Origin of the sequence: Agrococcus sp. KRD186 (genome assembly GCF_017168255.1) — a bacterium.
Taxonomy (GTDB): domain Bacteria; phylum Actinomycetota; class Actinomycetes; order Actinomycetales; family Microbacteriaceae; genus Agrococcus.
This window is the reverse complement of sequence record NZ_JABFAP010000001.1, coordinates 1,526,152-1,545,982: the sequence shown is the minus strand read 5'-3', so window position 1 is coordinate 1,545,982 and position 19,831 is coordinate 1,526,152. Positions and strand designations below refer to the sequence as shown.

The following is a 19,831-nucleotide window of genomic DNA, read 5'->3' as shown; positions in this document are numbered from 1 at the left end:
TGCTCCCACGTCGTCGTAGTTATTGACCGAACGATCAATAAGTCGGTCGGGAGAGACAATACTGTGGAGCTCGTGAGGACGCAATGACCGAGCGCAAGCGCATCCGGAAGAGCCCCGCCGTCCGCCGCGACGAGATCCGCGGCGCGGCACGGGCGATCGCGCTCGAGCAAGGGCTGAGCGCGGTGACGCAGCGCGCCGTCGCCGAGCGGGTGGGCATCGTGCCGGGGCTCGTCACGCACTACGTCGATCGCATGGAGCTGCTGGTCGCCGAGATCTTCCGCGAGATCGCGCGCGAGGAGCTCGAGCAGGTGCGCGGCGAAGTCGCGGGCGCCGGGGGAGACGTCGACCGGGTGCTCGTGCTGCTGCGCGAGCTGATCGGCGACTACCGCCGCGACGTGGCGCTCGTCTGGGTCGACGGCTGGAGCCTCTCGCGCCGCAACGATGACCTCGCGGCGGTGCTGACGGAGGAGGCGCGGGCGTGGGAGGAGTTCGTCGCCGCCGTGCTGGCGGATGGCCATCGCGCGGAGGCGCTCCACGCCCCCGACGCGCTCGCGCTCGCGCGCTTCGTGGTGGGCGCGACCGACGGGCTCAGCGCGCAGGCCGCGGTATGGGCGGGCTACGAGGCGGAGACGCTCGGCACCGTCGTGCGCACGGTCGCCGGCCTGCTTCGGATCCCGCGCGAGGAATTGACGCTCCGCGGCTATTGATCATTTGACCAATAGTGTGCGATAGTCGTCGCCAGCGATGTCGCGTCGGTGCGTCGTCCTGAGGCGGAGGAGCGCACACCATGGCGGAGCACACGGTAGACGTCGTCGTCATCGGAGCCGGGGCCGCGGGACTGAGCGCGGCGACGCGGCTCGCCAGGGCCGGCCACAGCGTGCACGTGCTCGAGGCGCGCGACCGTGTCGGCGGTCGCACCTGGACGCGCGAGATCGACGGCGCGATGCTCGAGATCGGCGGCCAGTGGGTCTCGCCCGACCAGACCGCGCTGCTGCAGACGCTCGAGGAGCTCGGGCTCGAGACCTACCTGCGCTATCGCGAGGGCGAGAGCCTCTACGTCGACCGCGCGGGCACGACCCACCGCTACACCGGCGACATCTTCCCGGCCGGCGCGCAGACCGAGGCCGAGATCGAGCGCCTCGTCGCCCTCGTCCACGGCATGAGCCTCGAGGTCGGCGCCGACGCCCCATGGGCCCACCCGCGGGCCGCGGAGTACGACGCCGTGTCGTGGCGCGCATGGCTGCGCGGCCAGTCCGATGACGAGACCGCGACCGACATCGTCTCGCTCTACGTCGCCGAGGCGATGCTGACGAAGCCCGCGCACTCGATCAGCCTGCTGCAGGCCCTGCTGATGGCCGCATCGGCCGGCGGCTTCGAGCACCTCGTCGACGAGGGATTCATCCTCGACCGCCGCGTGGTCGGCGGCATGCAGCAGGTCTCCGAGATGCTCGCCGCAGAGCTCGGCGACGCCGTGACGCTCGGTGCGCCCGTGCGCCGCCTCGAGCGCCGCGACGACGGCGTCACCGTCCACGCCGACGGCGGCATCGTGGTGCACGCCAAGCGAGCGATCGTCGCCGTGCCGCCCAACCTCTACAGCCGCATCGACTTCCAGCCGCCGCTGCCGCGCATGCGGCACCAGGCGCACCAGCACGTCTCGCTCGGCCTCGTCATCAAGGTGCACGCCGTCTACGACACGCCCTTCTGGCGCGAGGACGGCCTCTCCGGCACCGTCTTCGCCCCGTTCGAGGCCCTCTCCGAGGTCTACGACAACACCAACCACGACGACCCCAAGGGCACCCTGGTGGGCTTCATCTCCGACCTCGATGCGGATGCGTCGTTCGGCCTGGGCGATCAGGCGCAGCGCGCCCGGATCCTCCAGGGCCTTGCGGCCTACTTCGGACCGAAGGCGCTCGAGCCCGAGGTCTTCTACCTCTCGGACTGGGGCGCGGAGGAGTGGACGCGCGGCGCCTACGCCGCGAGCTTCGACCTCGGCGGTCTCTCCCGATACGGCGCGCTGCAGACGCAGCCCGAGGGCGTCATCCACTGGGCGTGCAGCGACATCGCGGCGGCCGGCTACCAGCACGTCGACGGCGCGATTCGCCGCGGCTGGGCGGCCGCCGACGAGGTGCTCGAGCAGCTGCCCGCCTGATCCTCAGCACGAACCCAGGAGTCAACGATGACCACCACAACCACCACCACCACCACCGATCCCGACACGGGCATCTCGCCGAAGGGCCTCTCGAAGGGCACCGTGACGGTGCTGGGCGCCGTCGTGATCGGCGTCTCGACCATCGCGCCCGCCTACACCTTCACCGCCGCGATCGGCCCGACCGTCAGCGCGGTCGGCCTGCAGGTGCCGGCGATCATCATCATCGGCTTCATCCCGATGCTGCTGGTCGCCTTCGGCTACCGCGAGCTGAACCAGGCCATCCCCGACGCCGGCACCTCGTTCACCTGGGGCACCCGCGCGTTCGGCCCCTACCTCGGCTGGATGACCGGCTGGGGGCTCGTGATCGCGACGGTGCTCGTGCTCTCGAACCTCGCGGGCATCGCCGTCGACTTCCTCTACCTGCTCATCGCGCAGCTCACGGGGGACGCGGCCATCGCCGAGCTGGCGGCGAACCCGTTCATCAACGTCGCCACGTGCCTCGCGTTCATGGCGATCGCCACCTGGGTCTCCTGCCGCGACATCTCCACCGCGCAGAAGCTGCAGCTCTTCCTGGTCGCGTTCCAGGTGCTGGTGCTGGTCGGCTTCGGCATCGCGGCGCTCGTGCAGGCGAACGGCGCCGGCGCGGTCGACCACACGCCGATCGACCTGTCCTGGTTCAACGTCTTCGATGCGCCCTCGCTGAGCGCGGTCGTCGCGGGCCTGTCCCTGTCGATCTTCATCTTCTGGGGCTGGGATGTCGTGCTCACGATGAATGAGGAGGCGAAGGACCCCAAGCGCACACCGGGTCGCGCCGCCGCCATCACGATCGTCATCGTCCTCGGCCTCTACCTGCTGCTGGCGATCGCGCTGCTGTCGTTCGCAGGCAACGGCGAGAGTGGGCTGGGGCTCGGCAACCCCGACATCCAGGACAACGTGCTCTTCCACCTGTCGAACCCGATCATGGGCCCGCTCGGCTGGCTGATCTCGCTCGCGGTGCTCTCGTCCTCGGCCGCCTCGCTGCAGTCGACCGCCATCTCGCCCGCCCGCACCCTGCTGGCGATGGGGCACTACGGTGCGGTGCCGAAGCGCTTCGCCGCCGTGCACCCGCGCTTCCTCACCCCCGTGTTCGGCACGATCATGTCGGCGGTCGTCGCCAGCACGTTCTACGCGGTCATGCGCTTCATCAGCGAGAACGTGCTGTGGGACACCATCACGGCGCTGGGCATGATGGTCTGCTTCTACTACGGCCTCACCGCGCTGAGCGCGGTCTGGTACTTCCGCAAGACCGCCTTCGGCGCCGCGCGCACGGCCTTCACACAGTTCTTCGCGCCGCTCATCGGCGGCGTGGTGCTCGTGGCGCTGTTCGTGCAGACGCTGGTCGACAGCTTCGACCCGGCCTACGGCTCCGGCTCCGAGATCGGGGGAGTCGGCCTGGTCGGCATCCTGGGGGTCGGGATGCTGGTGCTCGGCGTGGTCCTCATGCTCGTCATGCGGGTGGTGGCGCCGCCCTTCTTCCGGGGCGAAGTGCTGCCGAGAGGCTTCAACCGCGGCGGCCTCGATACCAAGGCGCACTTCATCACGTAGCGCGTTCCACCCCCGCCGATGGAGCCGCACGGCTCCGGCACGGAGAAGGGCGCCGATCCGCATTCGCGGACCGGCGCCCTTCCGGCTGCTCAGACGACGTCGTCGCGGCGCTCGGTGCGCTCGATGCGCGTGCCGGACTCGGGGTCGACGCTCGAGCGCGAGACCTGCGAGGTGCGGCCGCGGCTGGCCGCCATGATGATGCCGATGAGGGTGATGAGCGCGCCTGCGCCCAGGAGGATGTAGCCGATCAGCGCCCAGTTGGCGCCATCGACCTGCCAGAGTGCTGGCACTGCCCACGCGACGATCGCGCCGACGGCCATGAGGAAGATGCCGAAGCCGATGCTCAAGGTGCTCTCCATTCGTCGGGACGGCCAGGGACCAGGCCGACTCTGGTGCGAATGTACCCCGCAATGCTGGAAGCGGCGTGGAGATCTTGCGCGCGACTAGGCTGGAGCCCGCGGTCCGCACGGGTACGGCGCCGCTGGTAGACGGGTGCGCTGACGCACCAGGAGGAGGAAGTGTGGAGCAGCTGCGCCTCGCGGTCATCGCAGGAGACGGCATCGGGCCCGAGGTCACCCTCGAGGCGCGCAAGGCCATGCGCGCCGCGCTCGACGGCGTCGAGCTCGTCGAGACCGAGTACACCCTCGGTGCAGCCCACTACCTCGACACCGGCGAGATCCTGAGCGACGAGACGCTGGCGAGCCTCAGGCAGCACGACGCGATCCTGCTCGGCGCAGTCGGCGGCGACCCGGCTGACCCGCGCCTGGCCGGCGGCATCATCGAGCGCGGCCTGCTGCTGCGCCTGCGCTTCGCGTTCGACCACCACGTCAACCTGCGCCCCACCAAGCTGCACCCGAAGGTCGCCAGCCCGCTCCGCGAGCCCGGCGCGATCGACTTCGTGGTCGTGCGCGAGGGCACCGAGGGCCCCTACGTGGGCAACGGCGGCTCGCTGCGCACCGGCACCGAGCACGAGATCGCGAACGAGACCAGCGTCAACACCGCATTCGGCGTCGAGCGCGTCGTGCGATTCGCCTTCGAGCTCGCCGAGCAGCGCAGCAAGCGCCTGACGCTCGTGCACAAGAAGAACGTGCTCGTGCACGCGGGCGGCCTCTGGCAGCGCATCGTCGAGGAGGTCGGCCAGCAGCACCCGGAGGTGACGGTCGACTACCTGCACGTCGACGCCGCCACCATCTTCCTGGTCGAGCAGCCCAGCCGCTTCGACGTGATCGTCACCGACAACCTCTTCGGCGACATCCTCACCGACCTCGCTGGCGCCGTGGGCGGCGGCATCGGCCTCGCCGCATCCGGCAACCTCAACCCCGCAGGCTCGTTCCCGAGCATGTACGAGCCGGTGCACGGCTCCGCGCCCGACATCGCAGGCCGCGGCATCGCCGATCCGACGGCCGCGATCATCTCCGCCGCGCTGCTGCTCGAGCACTCCGGTCACCCCGAGGCGGGCCAGCGGATCAGGGACGCCGTCGACGGCGACGTCGACGCGCGCGACGGATCCCGCCGCACCACCAGCCAGGTCGGCGACGCCATCGTCGCTTCGATCACCGCTTCCAAGGAGCAAGCATGACTCTCGAGTTCGCGCTCACCCGCAACGAGCAGCCGGCGGCCGACGACGTCCGCCAGGGAGTGCTCGACGAGCCCGGCTTCGGCCGCCACTTCACCGACCACATGGTCTCCATCGACTGGACGGCGGAGGGCGGCTGGCAGCACGCGCGCGTCGAGCCCTACGGCCCGCTGCAGATGGACCCGGCCTCGGCTGTGCTGCACTACGGCCAGGAGATCTTCGAGGGCATGAAGGCATACCGGCGTGCCGACGGTTCGGTCTGGACCTTCCGGCCCGACCAGAACGCGCAGCGCATGCAGCGCTCGGCAGCCCGGCTCGCGCTGCCGCAGCTGCCCGAGGAGGACTTCCTCGAGGCCGTGCGGCAGCTCGTCGAGGTCGACGAGGCGTGGGTGCCCTCCGGCGGCGAGAACTCGCTCTACCTGCGACCGTTCATGATCGCGAACGAGGTCTTCCTGGGTGTGCGCGCGGCGCAGACCGTGCGCTTCATGGTGATCGCGAGCCCCGCAGGGCCCTACTTCGCCGGCGGTGTCAAGCCCGTCTCCATCTGGCTCTCGCGCGAGTACAACCGCGCGGGCAAGGGCGGCACGGGCGCCGCCAAGTGCGGCGGCAACTACGCCGCCAGCCTGCTGCCGACGCAGCTCGCCGTCGCGCAGGGCTGCGCGCAGGTGCTGTTCCTCAACGAGGAGGGCACCGACCTGGAGGAGCTCGGCGGCATGAACGTCGTACTGGTCACCTCCGACGGCACGCTCATCACCCCCGACTCGGAGTCGATCCTCGACGGCGTCACCCGCAACTCGCTGCTGCAGCTGGCGGAGGACGCCGGTCACACGGTCGAGCGCCGGCCCGTCACGCTCGCCGAATGGCGCGACGGCGTCGCCGACGGCACGATCACCGAGGCCTTCGCCTGCGGCACCGCGGCGGTGCTCACCCCCATCGCGGCACTGAAGAGCACCGAGGAGGTCATCGGTGACCCGGATGCGCCGGCCGGCCCCGTCGCGACCGCCCTGCGCGCGCAGCTCACCGACCTGCAGTACGGCCGCGCGGAGGACCCGCACGGCTGGATGGTGCAGCTCACCGAGGCACGCTGATGCGCGTCACCCGCTTCCTGCACGGCGACCGCATCGGCTACGGCGTGGTCGATGAGGACGCGCTCGTCGAGCTCGTGGGGGACCCGCTCGTCGCGGGCTTCGACACCACCGGTCAGCGCCTGGCGCTCAGCGACGTGCGGCTGCTGGCACCGGTCATCCCGCGCTCGAAGGTGGTCGCGGTGGGGCGCAATTACGCCAAGCACGCCGCCGAGATGGGCAACGAGGTGCCCACCGAGCCGCTCGTGTTCCTGAAACCCAACACCTCGGTGATCGGCCCCGGCGATGCCATCGTGCTGCCGCCGGAATCCGAGGACGTGCACTTCGAGGGGGAGGTGGCGATCGTCATCGGCCGCGTCGCCCGCAGGCTCACCCCGCAGAACGCGCTCGGCGCCGTCTTCGGGGTGACCGTCGCCAACGACGTCACAGCGCGCGACCTGCAGCGCCGCGAACCCCAGTGGGCGCGCGCGAAGGGCTTCGACACCTTCTGCCCGCTCGGCCCGGCGATCGAGACCGAGCCCAATTGGGACGAACTGCGGGTCATCACGCGCGTGGACGGCGAGGTCAGGCAGGATGGCCCCTCGACCGACTGGATCTTCGACGCACCGACCGTGCTCAGCTGGATCACCGCATCCATGACCCTGCTGCCCGGCGACGTCGTGCTGATGGGCACGCCCGACGGCGTGGGCCCGCTGCAGGCGGGCCAGAGCGTCGAGGTCGAGATCCCCGGCATCGGCACCCTGCGCAATCCTGTGGTGGCCCAGCAGGCCGTCTGAGTAGCATCGCTGGCATCGGCGGCGTGGGTCGCCGCGGGACTCGAGGAGGAGTCATGTCGGAGATCCAGCAGCTGATCGGGCAGATGCCCGTGCAGCAGATCGCACAGCAGGCCGGCGTCGATGAGGCCGAAGCACGGCAGGCGATCGAGGCGATCGTGCCAGCGCTCGTCGGCGGCATGCAGGCCAATGCCCACGACCCAGCCGGCGCGCAGTCGCTGATGGGCGCCCTCGGCGGCCATCAGGGCCACCTCGACGAGCGGCTGGCGGGCGACGTCGACGCCGCCGACGGCGAGAAGATCGTGCGCAACATCTTCGGCGACAACACCGAGCAGATCGCCCGTGCTGCCGGCGGGGGCTCGGCGCTGGGCGGGATCATCAAGAAGATCCTGCCGATCGTGGCACCGATCGTGATCGCCTGGATCGCCAACAAGTTCTTCGGCCAGGGCGCCGGTCAGCAGCGGGAGCCGCAGCAGCAGGCGCCGCAGCAGCAGGAGCCGCAGCAACCGGAGGGCGGCGGCTTCGACTCGCCCTTCGGGCAGGGCTCGCCCGGCTCGCGGCAGCAGGTGCCCACGCCCCAGCAGCAGGGGCCGCAGGGCCAGCAGCCGGAGCAGGGCGGCGGCTTCGGCCTGGACGACCTGCTCGGTGGCATCCTGGGGGGCGGCTCCTCGAGCCAACAGGGCGGCAGCGGTCCGCTCGGGCCGCTCGGCGACATCCTCGGTGGGCTGCTCGGCGGCGGCCGCCGCTGACGGCTGGAGGCTGTCTGCATATGCAGGCAGCCTCTCGCTAGACTGCCCGCATGGCTTCCCCCGATGCGCTCCGCGGCCACGTCGACGCGATGCTGCTCGCAGTGCTCGCCGACGGCCCAGTGCACGGCTACGGTGCGGTCGAGCGCATCCGAGAGCGATCGAGCGGGGTGCTCGACTTCCCCAGCGGCACCGTCTACCCGGCGCTCAAGCGGCTCGAGCGGCGCGGCCTGATCGAGGGGGAGTGGGCCTCCAGCGGCCGCTCGAAGCGGGTCTACCGCCTCACCGGCGCGGGCACCGAGGCGCTCGCCGATGAGCGGGCCGAGTGGACGGCGACGTCGTCGCTGATCACGACCGTGCTCGGCGCGGCTCGAGCCTGATCGCACCCCACCGCACCAGCACGCCCGCCGACGCGGCGACGAGCGCCGAGCCCAGCAGCACGGTCAGGGCGATCAGCGCGTCGAGCAGGCCCGCGCCCGCGGCGGGAGCCGTCGCAACGCCCGCCATCGCGATGGCACCGGCCACCAGCGCGCCGGCGAAGCCGAGCTGCAGCGCCGCGACCGTCGCGATGGCGGCGAGCGAGCCCGAGCGCCGGATGGCGATCCAGCCGGCGAGCCCGACGGCGACCACCAGCGGTCCCGCGACGTCGAGCGCCCGCGAGACCTGCAGCATCCACCCGTCGTCCGCAGGCACGCGGAAGCCGAGGCCCACGAGCGTCGTCATGCCGCTGAACCACGCGACGAGCAGCACCACCGAGCCCAGGGCGGTGAGCGAGGCGAAGCGCGTGCCCCGAGCGGCGAGCAGCTCGACCGACATCTCGGACGCCAGCGCCCGCACATCGCCGAACCCCGCGACCACGGCCATCGCGGCCTCGCGCTCGGTGGCTCCTGCCGCGACACGTGCGGCGGCGTCCTCGCGCAGGTCGCCCTCGATCTCGCGGGCGAGCTCTCGCCGGGTCCGCGCGCTCGCGACCACAGCGCCCTCGAAGCGGCCGACCAGGTCGGCGATGGGGTCGGCCGTGGCGTCGGGGGCGAGCATCGCAGGCCAGTCTCCCACGCCTAGGATGGAGCCATCATGAGCGTTCCCTTCTCGTCGGCCACTGGCAGCGATGTCGTCGTCCGCTTCTGCCCCTCGCCCACCGGCACCCCGCACGTCGGACTCATCCGCACGGCCCTGTTCAACTGGGCCTACGCCCGCCACCACGGCGGCAAGATGGTCTTCCGCATCGAGGACACCGACGCGGCGCGCGACAGCCAGGAGTCGTACGAGCAGCTGCTCGAGGCGATGCGCTGGCTCGGCATCGACTGGGACGAGGGCGTCGAGACCGGCGGCCCGCACGAGCCCTACCGGCAGTCGCAGCGCGGCGAGATCTACGCCGACCTCATCAGCCGACTCACCGCATCCGGTCACCTGTACGAGTCCTTCGCGACCGCCGAGGAGATCGAGGCCCGCAACCGCGAGGCCGGCCGCGACCCGCGCCAGGGCTACGACAACTTCGAGCGCGAGCTGACCGCCGAGCAGCGCGAAGCGCACCGCGCCGAGGGACGCGTGCCGAGCCTGCGCCTGCGCGTGCCCGACGAGGATCTCTCGTTCGACGACCTGGTGCGGGGCGAGATCACCTTCCCCGCCGGCTCCTTCAGCGACTTCGTGGTCGTGCGCCCGAACGGCGCCCCGCTCTACACCTTCGTCAACCCGGTCGACGATGCGCTCATGGGCGTCACGCACGTGCTGCGCGGCGAGGACCTGCTCTCGTCGACGCCCCGGCAGATCGCGCTCTACCGGGCGCTGGCCGAGATCGGCGTCGTGAGCGCCATCCCGCGCTTCGGCCACCTCCCGTACGTGATGGGCGAGGGCAACAAGAAGCTCTCGAAGCGCGACCCGCAGTCGAACCTCTTCCTGCTGCGCGAGGCGGGCTTCATCCCCGAGGGGCTGCTCAACTATCTCTCGCTCCTCGGCTGGTCGATCGCGCCCGACCGCGACGTCTTCACGCGCGACGAGCTGATCGCCGCCTTCGATGTCGAAGACGTCAACCCCAACCCCAGCCGATTCGACCCGAAGAAGGCTGAGTCGATCAACGGCGACCATGTGCGCATGCTCGAGGCCGACGACTTCGCCGAGCGTCTGGTGCCCTACCTCGGGCAGATCTTCGAGGGGGAGCCGAGTGAGGCCCAGCGCGCGCTGCTGGCCCAGGCGGCGCCGCTCGTGCAGGAGCGCATGCAGCTCATCGGCCAGGCCGAAGACATGCTGGGCTTCCTCTTCCTCGAGACAGAAGACATCAAGCACGACCCGGATGCGGTGGCGAAGCTGGGCGACGACGTGCTCGCGGTGCTCGAGGGCAGCCGCCGGGCGCTCGCCGAGCTCGAGACCTTCGACACCGCGTCGATCGAGCGGGTGCTGCGCGAGGTGCTCATCGACGGGCTCGGCCTCAAGCCGCGCCTCGCCTTCACGCCGCTGCGCGTGGCGGTCACCGGCCGCCGCGTCTCGCCGCCGCTGTTCGAGTCGATGGAGCTGCTCGGCCAGAGCGCGACCCTCGCCCGCATCGACCGGCTGGCATCGAGCGTCTGATGGATGTGGATGTCGTCGTCATCGGCGCCGGCCCCGCCGGTCTTGCCGCGACGCTGAATCTGGCGCGCCAGCAGCGCACGGTCGCACTGGTCGACTCCAACCGGCCGCGCCACGCTGCCACCCTGCGGGCGCACGGCTTCATCACCCGCGACGGCATTTCGCCGCTCGAGCTGCGCACCCTTGGCCGCGAAGAGGTGCTGCGCTACCCGACGGTCACGCACGAGCGCATGCTCGTCACCCAGATTGCGCGCGTCGACGATGGCTTCGCCGTGCAGGCCGAGCAGCCCGGCTCGCGCGCCGAGCGCGAGATCCGCGCATCCGCCGTGCTCATCGCCACCGGCCTCAGCGAGACGCTGCCGCTCTCGCAGCACGTGCGCCCCTGGTACGGCACGAGCCTGCACTCCTGCATGGATTGCGACGGCTACGACAAGCGCGGCCAGGCGCTCGCGCTGATCGGCGAGACCGACGACCTGGTCGAGCGGGCCTCCGTCATCCGCCGGCACACCGACGACCTCGCGGTGTTCACGAACGGGGCGGATGCGGTGAGTGCGGCCGGCGAGGCACGCCTGGCCGAGCACGGGGTCGCCCTGGTGCGCAGCCCGATCGCGGCCATCGAGGGCGACCGCGACGGCATGCAGGCGATCGTGTTGGAGGACGGTTCGCGCAGCATCCGCACGGGTGGCTTCGTGCGGCCCTGGTGGCACGCGCAGCTCGACTTCGCCGAGCCACTCTCGCTGCAGACCGACGACGACGGGCTCGTGCTCGTCGACCGCTCGCAGCGCACCTCGCTCGAGGGTGTCTACGCCGCGGGCGACATCACGCCGGGCTTCCGCCAGCTGGCGGTCGCCGCCGGCGAGGGCACGATCGCGGCCTCGGTCATCAACCGCGACCTCATCGCCCTCGGCCTGTAACCTCACCTCGGTCGTCGAGTAGGGCCGCAGGCCCGTATCGAGACGCCCGCAGTTGGCGCTCCAGCCCGCACTCCGCTATGCTCGACTCTTGGCCCGCTCACTTCGGTGCGCGACCATTGGGGTATGGTGTAATTGGCAACACGGAGGTTTCTGGTACCTTTGTTCTTGGTTCGAGTCCAGGTACCCCAGCCAGATGAACGTTACTCGAACCATGGTCAAATGAACTGATCATGGCTCTTGCAGGACTCTCCGCTTTCGAGCGGGGAGTCCTTTTTTGTTGCGCCGTGTGGGCCGCGCTGCCGCCCTGTGTCGCGTCGTTCAGCCCTCGGACGGCACGGTTACCCTTGCTGCGCGCTGCGGCCACCTCTGTACGCTCGTCGCGCACAAAGACGGCCAGGTGCTCGAAGTACGCCAGCAAGAGGTCTCGGCGCACCGTGTCGGATGCACGCTTGTAGAGCTCTTCCGGATTCGCCAGTAGGTCCATGAACGCCAGAGCTGTGTCAGCGCCGTACTGGAGCCGGTCGGCTGTCTGCTCGAGCTTCTCCTGCAGCGCTTCCTTCGCCAAGGTTGTGTGCTCGATGCGCTCGCGGATCTTGGTCACGTCCCCTGGGGTGGTGTAGTTCTCGGCTCGAGTGTCACGTCGTGAACGTGGTGAGCCATCGTGCGATGGTCAGTGAGAACTGTCTAGGAATCTCAACGTAAGGACACATCGCACGATGGCTCTTGACCAGTCTGCCCTCTTCGAGCTGCTCGGGGAACTCCAGCACACCGATCTGTCGGATCGGGTTCGTTCCGCGACCGAGAAGCTTTACCAGGAGCTGATTGACGCGGAAGCGACCGCGTTCATCGGCGCCGCCCCGTTCGAGCGCGCCGAAGGCCGCACGACGCACCGCAACGGCAGCCGCCCGCGCACGCTCACCACCACGGCCGGCCAGTTGGATCTGCGGATCCCGAAGCTGCGGCAGGGCTCGTTCTTCCCGTCACTGTTGGAGCGGCGCCGGCGCGTCGACCAAGCCTTGTTCGCGCAGGTGTCGGAGGCGTACGTGCACGGCGTCTCGACCCGCAAGGTCGATGACCTGGTGAAAGCGCTCGGCGCCGATACCGGCATCTCGAAGTCCGAGGTCTCGCGCATCTGCGCGGGCCTGGATGAGGACGTGGCCGCGTTCCGCGACCGACCGCTGGGCGATGCCACCTTCCCGTACGTGTTCGTCGACGCCACCTACTGCAAGGCGCGCGTGGGTCGATGCGTGGTCTCGCAGGCGGTCGTGGTCGCCGTCGGCGTCGCCGCTGACGGGCACCGGCAGGTGCTCGGCTTTGATGTCGGCGACACCGAGTCCGAGCCCTTCTGGACGGCCTTCTTCCGCTCCCTGAAGGCCCGCGGCTTGGGAGGGGTGAAGCTGGTCGTCTCGGACGCGCACGCCGGGCTGGTGGCCGCGATCCGGGTCGCGTTCCAGGGCGTGTCCTGGCAGCGCTGCCGCGTCCACTTCATGCGCAACGTGCTCGCCAAGGTGAATAAGACCGCCGGCCCCATGGTCGCCGCGATCATCCGCACCGTGTTCCGTCCCGCGCGGCAAGCGCGACCTGGTCGAGGCGCAGTTCGGCGAGGTCGTCACGCTCCTCGAGCGCTCGCATCCGGCAGCGGCCGAGATGCTCGATGAGGCCCGCGACGAGCTCCTCGCGTTCGCGGCCTTCCCGTCGCAGCACTGGCAGCAGATCTGGTCCACGAACCCGCTCGAGCGGCTCAACCGGGAGATCAAGCGCCGCACCGACGTCGTCGGCACCTTCCCCAACCCTGCCGCGCTGCTGCGGCTCGCAGGGCATGTTCTGATCGAGCAGCACGACGAATGGGACAGCGCCGACCGCCGCTACTTCAGCGAGAACTCCATGCGGCTACTTGACCTGATCCGAGAAGAGGTGCCCATCCCAGAACTCGCTGCTGCATAATCGAACCAGCTGACCCGCACGGTGTTGAGAAACTCCACCACTCAGCGGGACGTGACCGATTGTCCTCATCGAACACGGGCTGGATTCCATGGAATGATTGCACCTACGAGGTGTCCTTCCGGCTCGGCGTGAATCTGGCTTCAACACCCCCATTCTCCCCGGTCAGAAGGACATTTCGCTGCTCCCACACCCACGCGAAAGCGGACCCGCTCGGTGGATCAGGGCTGATTATGTCGACCTCACGACCGAGATCACCGCCACTGACCGGGCACGACGCGACCACATCGGCATAACCAGGAGCTCGGCATAAAACGGGTCGAGCGTCGCGATCTCCACCCGGTCGCGGAACGCAGGGCCACGATCGTGCAGCCACGACCGGTAGGCCTCGCCGGAGTGGCCGGGGACCAGATCCAGCAGCGGCGGGCCGTCTCCCACACAGCGATTCCATGCTGACCCGTCCGAGGCGAAGCGGTCGAGTCCCCGATCGTCGGGCAGCAGATGCTACATGTCCATGGTCTGGTCGTCTCCGGTGTGGGAGCGCATGAACAGGCGCTCCGCAACGACGAGCAGGACGATGCCAGCGGCAGCGACATAGATGCTGAGGGGATCCGTTGCGGCGGTCACTGACACGAACGCAGCCAGGACCACGACGTCCATGATGATCGCTGTGACAACAACGGCGGGGTTGAACGTGACCCGTTTCCGGAGGCGGCGCAGCAGACCCCAGTGGATTGCGATGTCCATGATCAGGTAGTAGATGGCGCCGAGGGCAGCGATCCTGCTCAGATCGAGCGTGGCCGCGAGGATCATTGCGAAAGCGACCGTGTACACCGTGGTGTGCATGCGCACCGTCCCCGGCATCCGAAAGTGACGGTGCGGTACTTGTTTCATGTGGCTGAGCATGCCCAACATGCGTGACGCGGCAAAGATGCTGGCCATGACACCAGAGGTCGTGGCCACGATCGCCAGGGCGACGGTGAACCAGACCCCGACGTCACCCAGCGCGGGTCGAGCAGCTTCAGCGAGGGAAAAGTCCTCAGCGGCGATGACCTGCGCCAGGCTGAGATTTCCGGCTACCACGATTGCCACTGCCAGGTAGACGGCGGTGCAGATGATGAGCGAGATCACGATCGCGCGGCCCGTGTTGCGGTGAGGGTTGACGATGTCGCCGCCGCTGTTGGTGATCGTGGTGAAGCCCTTGTAGGCGAGGATGGCCAATGCCACAGCAGCGGCGAAGCCCTGCACGGAGGCATCGACGCCAGCAGCGTCGGCACCATTGGTGAAACTGGCGGGTGAGACGAACCACAGGCCAACGATCGCAAAGAGCCCGAGTCCCAAGATCTTGATCGCGGCGAAGACGCGCTGACTGGCTTCTACGGCCTTGTTTCCAGCCACGTTGACGCCGAATGCTGCAGCCAGGAGTCCGACCGCAAGGGCGGGTACCCAGAACGCTACCGGTTCCAATGGAACGATCTGCAGCAGGTAGGTACCGAACGTGCGAGCGACCAGTCCCTGGCTGATGATCATCGACACGAACATCAAAATCGCAAACACGCCGGTGGCCGTACCTGGCCCGTACGCCTCTCGAAGGAATGTGGCCACACCGCCAGAGGATGGAAAGGATTGAGACATCTTGACGTAGGAGTAGGCGCTAAAAGCCACGACCACCGCGCCGACGATGAAGGCAACCGGGAACCAGTCTCCGGCCAATCGTGCAGTCTGTCCCGTGAGAGCAAAGATTCCGGCGCCGATCATCACACCGGTGCCCAGCGCGACCGCCCCTGTCAGGGTAAGAGATCCCGGATTGTCGTCAGGTGCGCGATCGGCCGGGTTGCTTTGGGGCTGTTCCATTCGAGTAGATCCTTTTCGGCTCTTCACACTTGAGCGTGGAGTCCTGCTCGAGGGTGGATTTGGGAGCGTCGGCGTGTCCGCCGGAAGCTCCTGACCAGGATACGGGACTGGTAGTTGGCCTGGTTGCGGAACCCGCGCCCAGTGCGCTTGATCTGCTTGACGGCGGTGTTCGCCGCCTCGGTCCGGGCGTTGGTGACGCGGGTGCGGATGAACACCTTGATCTCGACCCACCACCGCGCCACCGTCAGCGAGAGCCGGTCGGCCTCCGGTAGCTGCGCGGCGGCGACGGCCAGCTCGAAGTCGATCCGGGCGTTCTGGGCCTGGTCGATGCTCGGGGCGTTCAGAATCCGTCGCAGGTGCTCCTTGATGGCCCAGGCCGCGGCGACCTCCTCGAAGGCCTCCTCGTCCAGGACCGCCTCGAGCCGGTGGAGCCCGGCGTCGGTGAGCCGGTCCCCGGCCCGTAGCAGCAGCATCCGGTGCGCCCACACGGCATCCTGCTTCCGGCCCCGGCGGCCCAAGACCTCGCGCAGGACGCGTTGGCGGACGTCGGTGAGCATCTGGTTGCCCAGCTTGACCAGGTGGAAGTGATCCACGCTGATCTCCACCGCCGGCAGCACCTGGCGGATCGCGGTGCGGAAGGTCGCCGAGGGATCGATCGCCACCACCTCGAGCCGGTCCAGCCAGGCCGGGGAGCGTTGGCGTAGCCAGGTGGTGACGTTGCGGGAGGACCGGCCGTCCACGACCCCGAGGACGTGTCCGGTGTGGGCGTCCACGAAGGTGCTCATCCACGGCTCCACCCGGCACCAGGCGGCGGTCTCCGGGTGCTTGAACCACTTCGCGGTGGCGAACCGGTGCTCATCGATCCCGAGGGCCCGCACCGGGACCCGGTCCACCGCGGGCAGCACCAGGGCGGCGTCCACCACGGCGGTGTTGACGGTGCCCCAGGCGAGACCGTGGGCGACGGCGACCTCGGCGGTGGCCCGCCCGGAGTCCAGCACCGCGGCCACCACCGCCTCGCGCAGGCGGGTGGTGCATCGGGCCCGGGCCGGCAGTTGGTCCGTGGTCTGGGTGAAGGTCCAGCGCTCACAGGCGGTCTCGGTGCACACGAAGCGCGGCTTGACCACGATCACCTCGACCAGGGTGCCGCCGGCCGGGATGTCCTTCACCGACTGGCGAACCCGCTGGTGCACCCGGGAGGAGAGCACCCCACAGCTGGGGCACGCCCCCTCGGTGGCATCCGCGGTCACGATGATCCGGCGGCCGCCCAACGGCAGATCGACGGCGTCGTGGACGGTGTAGCCGTCCAGGTTGAACACCACCGAAGCCGGGCCACGAACAGGCTGTTCGGCGGTGGTGTGGGCAGGCAAGGGCAGGGCGGCGCGCGTACGCTGGGACATGGCTCGTGTCCTTCGTGATCGAGGGCAGATTCTTCGCAAAATCCATCCTCAAGCAAGGGCACGAGCCCCTTGACTCACGACACCCCCACGCTCAACTGGGAAGAGCCTGAAAACGAATGCGCTGCTGTTTTTTGGCTCGGCCCTGCTGGTGGGGGCCCAGTTGCTCGGGCCGACCGTCGCCCATGCTGCGGAGTCGCAGTACGCCTACGCGAAGTTGCGGACGGAGAATCAGTACGCGGCATCCAGTGTCGTGGGATCCCATACCGGCGGAAGAGGATTCGTTGCGGGCAATGCCTATTACCTGGATATCCATTTAGAAACGAGAAGCGCCACGAACTATGCCGTTCTGGCGAGCCAGAACGGGGCATATGGCGGACCGATCACGATGACACACACCAGGTTGGCGAGCACCTGGTCGCTCTGCAAGTGGAACATGAACGATGGCAAGACAACCTCCGGACAGCTAGCCGTTAGCTGCTGGCGCACTTACTGAGGAGACCGGGATGTCAGGAATCGGGAGAACGGCTTTGGTCGGCGTCGCCTTGGCGCTCGGGTCCGTAGCGCTATGGAGCAGCGTGAGTGTGGCGAATGAGAGCACTCGCGCCTCCCTGGGGGATGCACTGAAGGTGCATGCGAGGGCGCAGCAACCGGGGGATAAACCCACGTTTGCCGAGTTCAATGCGGCCGAGCACGGGATGGGCGGTCTCCGGGGAGAAACCACCCGACTGGTCGGGAAGGAGGGGGCCAACTCGTTTTTCAGCACGCAGGATGCCGTGGGCAATATCTGCTTGCTGGTGGTAAACGAGAGGGATGGACTGACGTCCTCAACATGCGGCCCGATAGATGCGGTGAGGGCCGCGGGGCTTCCCTTGAAGATGACGTACCTCGATGACACCACGGAGGTGTTCCTGGTTCCGGACGGAGTCACCGTCGACCTGCCGCGTTCCTGGGATCGAGTCGGTGAGAACGTCTTGGTCGTCAGGGACGAAAAGATGGTCGATATGACAGCAAAGGCCGCATTCGGCGACAAGGACGTCATCCTCAAGAGGTTCCCCGCAGTGGATAACACCTGGGCGCCGGAGCGCTAGGGGACTCGGATGAAAACACGACGCTCATTCGCCTCACTGATCTTGGCCCTCCTGGTGGTCTTCGGCATCTCGGCCGCCCCTGCTTTTGCCTGGTCCGAAGTGCGGTACGCGAATTATGAGCAACTGGGCTGGCAGGTGAAGAAGTACTCCTCGTCAAGCCGAATCGTCGGTGGGAGAATCCATCTGTCAGCCAGTAATTGGACCGTGGTCGTCCAAACGGTGCACACCGTCCTGAAACACCCGGTCTGGACCATCCAGGGAACCGGCGCAACGGCTGGAACCCACCCCGAGGTGACCACTGCCATGAGCCAGTGCTACTGGACCTACGGCACGAAGGTGAGCGGAACCGTGGCCACCTCTTGCTGGAAGCGCGTTCCCTAATGAATGCCCTCGTTGCGGACTCATCCCAGATGCACAGGCACTCGTCCGTCTCCGCCGTCCTCGGAGGACTGCTGGCGGGGGTCATCATCTCCCTGGGGATCGGGATCGCCACCCTCGTGGCCACGGGGCTCAACTTGGGGGTCATCTTGGGTATCGACGGCACAGCCCTGGCCGCCACCAATCCGATGCGGGCCTTCGTTCCGGGCCTGCTCGTCGCCATCGCCGCCGCCCTGCTCTTCTCTTCGCAGCGCGTGAGGTTTGGTGGAAGCGCCCGGTCGGGAGAGCTGTGGCCGGTGCGGTCGTTGGGGCGGTGGTGATCGCCGGCAGCCTAGGATTCGACGAAAACTTCCTCGCCACTATCCGGGGTTCCGCAGCTGGTAGGCATTTTCGGCCGCTCGGCGGTGGCTGATTCGCGTGATTCCGCGGTTCTTGGCGTCGACGAGCGGCAGATTCTGTAGGCACACGACTGTCGGAGTGTCGGACTGGGGGGTCTGCTGCACGGATAGGTGACAGTTCTAGTCACGCCGCGAGTGCGACGGTCGTGTTCATGATGGTCTCGAACTCGATGGGCGTCAAACGGCCCAGGGCTGCTTGTCGGCGACGCCGGTGGTAGGTTCGTTCGATCCAGGTCACGATGGCGGTGCGCAGCTGCTGTCGGGTGGTCCATGACCGGCGGTCGAGGACGTTCTTCTGCAGCAGGGCGAAGAACGACTCCATGGCGGCGTTGTCGCCACACGAGGCCACTCTCCCCATCGATCCGACCAGGCGGTGACGGGTCAGCGCGCGCAGGAACTTCCTGCTTCGGAACTGCGACCCTCTGTCGCTGTGAACGATGCAGCCTGCGACGTCACCGCGCATGGCGACGGCGTTCTCGAGAGCCCTCACCGCGAGGGACGACTTCATCCGGGAGTCGATGGAGTATCCGACGATCTTGTTCCCGAACACGTCCTTGACCGCGCAGAGGTAGAGCTTGCCTTCGGCGGTCTTGTGCTCGGTGATGTCGGTCAGCCAGAGCTGGTTCGGTCCATCGGCGGTGAACACATGTCGGGCACCTCCCTCCTCGTCGGTGACGACACAGAGGTCGTCATGAACGGCGGGGCCGGGCTTCTTGCCGTTCTTGCCCTTCTTCTTCCCGAACACCGACCACCAGCCGTTCGCGGACGTGATCTTCCACGCGGTCCGGTCCGACATCGCCTCGCCCTCCTCCCGGGCCTGGTCCGCGAGGAGACGGTGACCGAACTCGGGGTCGTCGTGGTGCGCGTCGAACAACGCATTCGCGCGATACGCCTCCACGGTCTCCGAGACGGTGATCGGGCCGGCCAGCCATCGGTAGTAGGGCTGGCGGGAGAGCTTGAGGACCCGGCACGTCACCGTCACGGGGATCCCCGAGGCAGCGAGCTCTGTCACGAGCGGGTAATACCTTTTCCCGGCAGATGCGCCTGCGCGAAATACGCCGCCGCACGACGGAGCACCTCGTTCTCTTGCTCCAGGAGCCGGTTGCGCTTGCGCAGCTCCCGCACCTCGTCGCTCCCCGCACGCGTCACGCCAGGCTGCTCGCCATCCTCGATGCGGGCTTGACGCATCCACTTGTCCAGAGTCCCGACATGGACGCCGAAGTCCTTCGCGATCTGCGCGAGCGTGACCTCGGGGTCACGGTGCTGCGCCACACGGACCACGTCGTCGCGAAACTCCTTGGGAAACGGCTTGGGCATGATGACATCCTTCCAGGCCAGCCCTCCGGGCTAGCCAACTCAGATGTCACCTATCCGTGCAGCAGACCC

The 19,831-nt window shown here is 68.4% G+C and carries 18 protein-coding genes, 1 tRNA gene and 1 pseudogene; 15 read left to right on the top strand and 5 right to left on the bottom strand.

Annotation, left to right across the window (positions count from 1 at the left end; genetic code table 11):
• Positions 1-83 precede the first annotated feature (83 nt).
• From J1M46_RS07440 to J1M46_RS07430, 3 genes are all read left to right on the top strand, one after another.
• A complete protein-coding gene (locus J1M46_RS07440) occupies positions 84-707 on the top strand; it encodes a TetR/AcrR family transcriptional regulator (protein WP_206447235.1) in 624 nt (207 codons plus the stop codon).
• A gap of 80 nt (positions 708-787) precedes the next feature.
• On the top strand, positions 788-2,149 hold the full coding sequence (locus J1M46_RS07435) for a flavin monoamine oxidase family protein (protein WP_206447234.1): 1,362 nt from the start codon (positions 788-790) through the stop codon (positions 2,147-2,149).
• A 27-nt stretch (positions 2,150-2,176) separates the two neighbouring features.
• Positions 2,177-3,733, top strand: a complete 1,557-nt coding sequence (locus J1M46_RS07430) for an APC family permease (protein WP_206447233.1) — start codon at positions 2,177-2,179, stop codon at positions 3,731-3,733.
• 89 nt (positions 3,734-3,822) lie between these two features.
• Here the strand turns inward: J1M46_RS07430 and J1M46_RS07425 are convergent, their stop codons facing one another.
• Positions 3,823-4,080, bottom strand: coding sequence for a DUF6458 family protein (locus tag J1M46_RS07425; protein ID WP_206447232.1), 258 nt, complete (start codon positions 4,078-4,080; stop codon positions 3,823-3,825).
• A gap of 173 nt (positions 4,081-4,253) precedes the next feature.
• Here J1M46_RS07425 and J1M46_RS07420 point away from each other — a divergent pair, with 173 nt between their 5' ends.
• Genes J1M46_RS07420 through J1M46_RS07400 form a run of 5 tightly spaced genes read left to right on the top strand, consistent with a single transcriptional unit; the run spans position 4,254 to position 8,293 of the window.
• Positions 4,254-5,312: a 3-isopropylmalate dehydrogenase gene (locus J1M46_RS07420; protein WP_206447231.1), complete on the top strand. Its 1,059-nt coding sequence runs from the start codon at positions 4,254-4,256 to the stop codon at positions 5,310-5,312.
• Positions 5,309-6,397: a branched-chain amino acid aminotransferase gene (locus J1M46_RS07415; protein ID WP_206447230.1), complete on the top strand. Its 1,089-nt coding sequence runs from the start codon at positions 5,309-5,311 to the stop codon at positions 6,395-6,397. Before J1M46_RS07420 ends, J1M46_RS07415 begins: the two co-directional genes overlap by 4 nt.
• Entirely contained in the window at positions 6,397-7,170 is a 774-nt protein-coding gene (locus J1M46_RS07410; RefSeq protein ID WP_206447229.1) for a fumarylacetoacetate hydrolase family protein, read from the top strand. The genes J1M46_RS07415 and J1M46_RS07410 overlap by 1 nt, the downstream gene beginning before the upstream one ends.
• 53 nt (positions 7,171-7,223) lie before the next feature.
• Positions 7,224-7,916 (top strand): DUF937 domain-containing protein, encoded by a 693-nt coding sequence (locus tag J1M46_RS07405; protein WP_206447228.1) that lies wholly within the window; start codon positions 7,224-7,226, stop codon positions 7,914-7,916.
• A 50-nt stretch (positions 7,917-7,966) separates the two neighbouring features.
• Entirely contained in the window at positions 7,967-8,293 is a 327-nt protein-coding gene (locus tag J1M46_RS07400) for a helix-turn-helix transcriptional regulator (protein WP_206447227.1), read from the top strand.
• Here J1M46_RS07400 and J1M46_RS07395 read toward each other — a convergent pair.
• Entirely contained in the window at positions 8,262-8,969 is a 708-nt protein-coding gene (locus J1M46_RS07395; RefSeq protein ID WP_206447226.1) for a permease prefix domain 1-containing protein, read from the bottom strand. The genes J1M46_RS07400 and J1M46_RS07395 overlap by 32 nt on opposite strands.
• Positions 8,970-8,987: 18 nt before the next feature.
• On the opposite strand from J1M46_RS07395, the gene gltX reads away from it, so the two are divergent.
• The 4 genes and pseudogenes from gltX (at position 8,988) to J1M46_RS07375 (ending at position 13,333) form a co-directional block, all read left to right on the top strand.
• Complete coding sequence (gene gltX / locus J1M46_RS07390; protein ID WP_206447225.1) at positions 8,988-10,478, top strand: glutamate--tRNA ligase; 1,491 nt, start codon at positions 8,988-8,990, stop codon at positions 10,476-10,478.
• Complete coding sequence (locus J1M46_RS07385; protein ID WP_206447224.1) at positions 10,478-11,389, top strand: NAD(P)/FAD-dependent oxidoreductase; 912 nt, start codon at positions 10,478-10,480, stop codon at positions 11,387-11,389. Before gltX ends, J1M46_RS07385 begins: the two co-directional genes overlap by 1 nt.
• A 117-nt stretch (positions 11,390-11,506) precedes the next feature.
• Positions 11,507-11,581, top strand: a tRNA-Gln gene (locus J1M46_RS07380).
• A gap of 524 nt (positions 11,582-12,105) precedes the next feature.
• Positions 12,106-13,333 (top strand): annotated as a pseudogene (locus J1M46_RS07375) (IS256 family transposase).
• 501 nt (positions 13,334-13,834) lie between these two features.
• Here the strand turns inward: J1M46_RS07375 and J1M46_RS07370 are convergent.
• Positions 13,835-15,184, bottom strand: a complete 1,350-nt coding sequence (locus J1M46_RS07370; RefSeq protein ID WP_206447223.1) for an APC family permease — start codon at positions 15,182-15,184, stop codon at positions 13,835-13,837.
• A 23-nt stretch (positions 15,185-15,207) separates the two neighbouring features.
• The gene (locus tag J1M46_RS07365) at positions 15,208-16,581 is read right to left on the bottom strand and encodes an ISL3 family transposase (protein WP_206447222.1); all 1,374 of its coding nucleotides are present in this window, start codon (positions 16,579-16,581) and stop codon (positions 15,208-15,210) included.
• A gap of 503 nt (positions 16,582-17,084) precedes the next feature.
• On the opposite strand from J1M46_RS07365, the gene J1M46_RS07360 reads away from it, so the two are divergent.
• Genes J1M46_RS07360 through J1M46_RS07350 form a run of 3 tightly spaced genes read left to right on the top strand, consistent with a single transcriptional unit; the run spans position 17,085 to position 18,367 of the window.
• Entirely contained in the window at positions 17,085-17,669 is a 585-nt protein-coding gene (locus J1M46_RS07360) for a hypothetical protein (protein WP_206447221.1), read from the top strand.
• Between the two features lie 9 nt (positions 17,670-17,678).
• A complete protein-coding gene (locus J1M46_RS07355; protein WP_206447220.1) occupies positions 17,679-18,050 on the top strand; it encodes a hypothetical protein in 372 nt (123 codons plus the stop codon).
• Complete coding sequence (locus tag J1M46_RS07350) at positions 18,050-18,367, top strand: hypothetical protein (protein WP_206447219.1); 318 nt, start codon at positions 18,050-18,052, stop codon at positions 18,365-18,367. Before J1M46_RS07355 ends, J1M46_RS07350 begins: the two co-directional genes overlap by 1 nt.
• 202 nt (positions 18,368-18,569) lie before the next feature.
• Here the strand turns inward: J1M46_RS07350 and J1M46_RS07345 are convergent.
• Positions 18,570-19,762, bottom strand: a protein-coding gene (locus J1M46_RS07345; RefSeq protein WP_206447218.1) for an IS3 family transposase whose coding sequence is annotated in 2 segments (ribosomal slippage) — positions 18,570-19,475 and positions 19,478-19,762 — 1,191 coding nt in all. Because the reading frame shifts where the segments join, the coding sequence is not laid out codon by codon here.
• Positions 19,763-19,831: the final 69 nt, after the last annotated feature.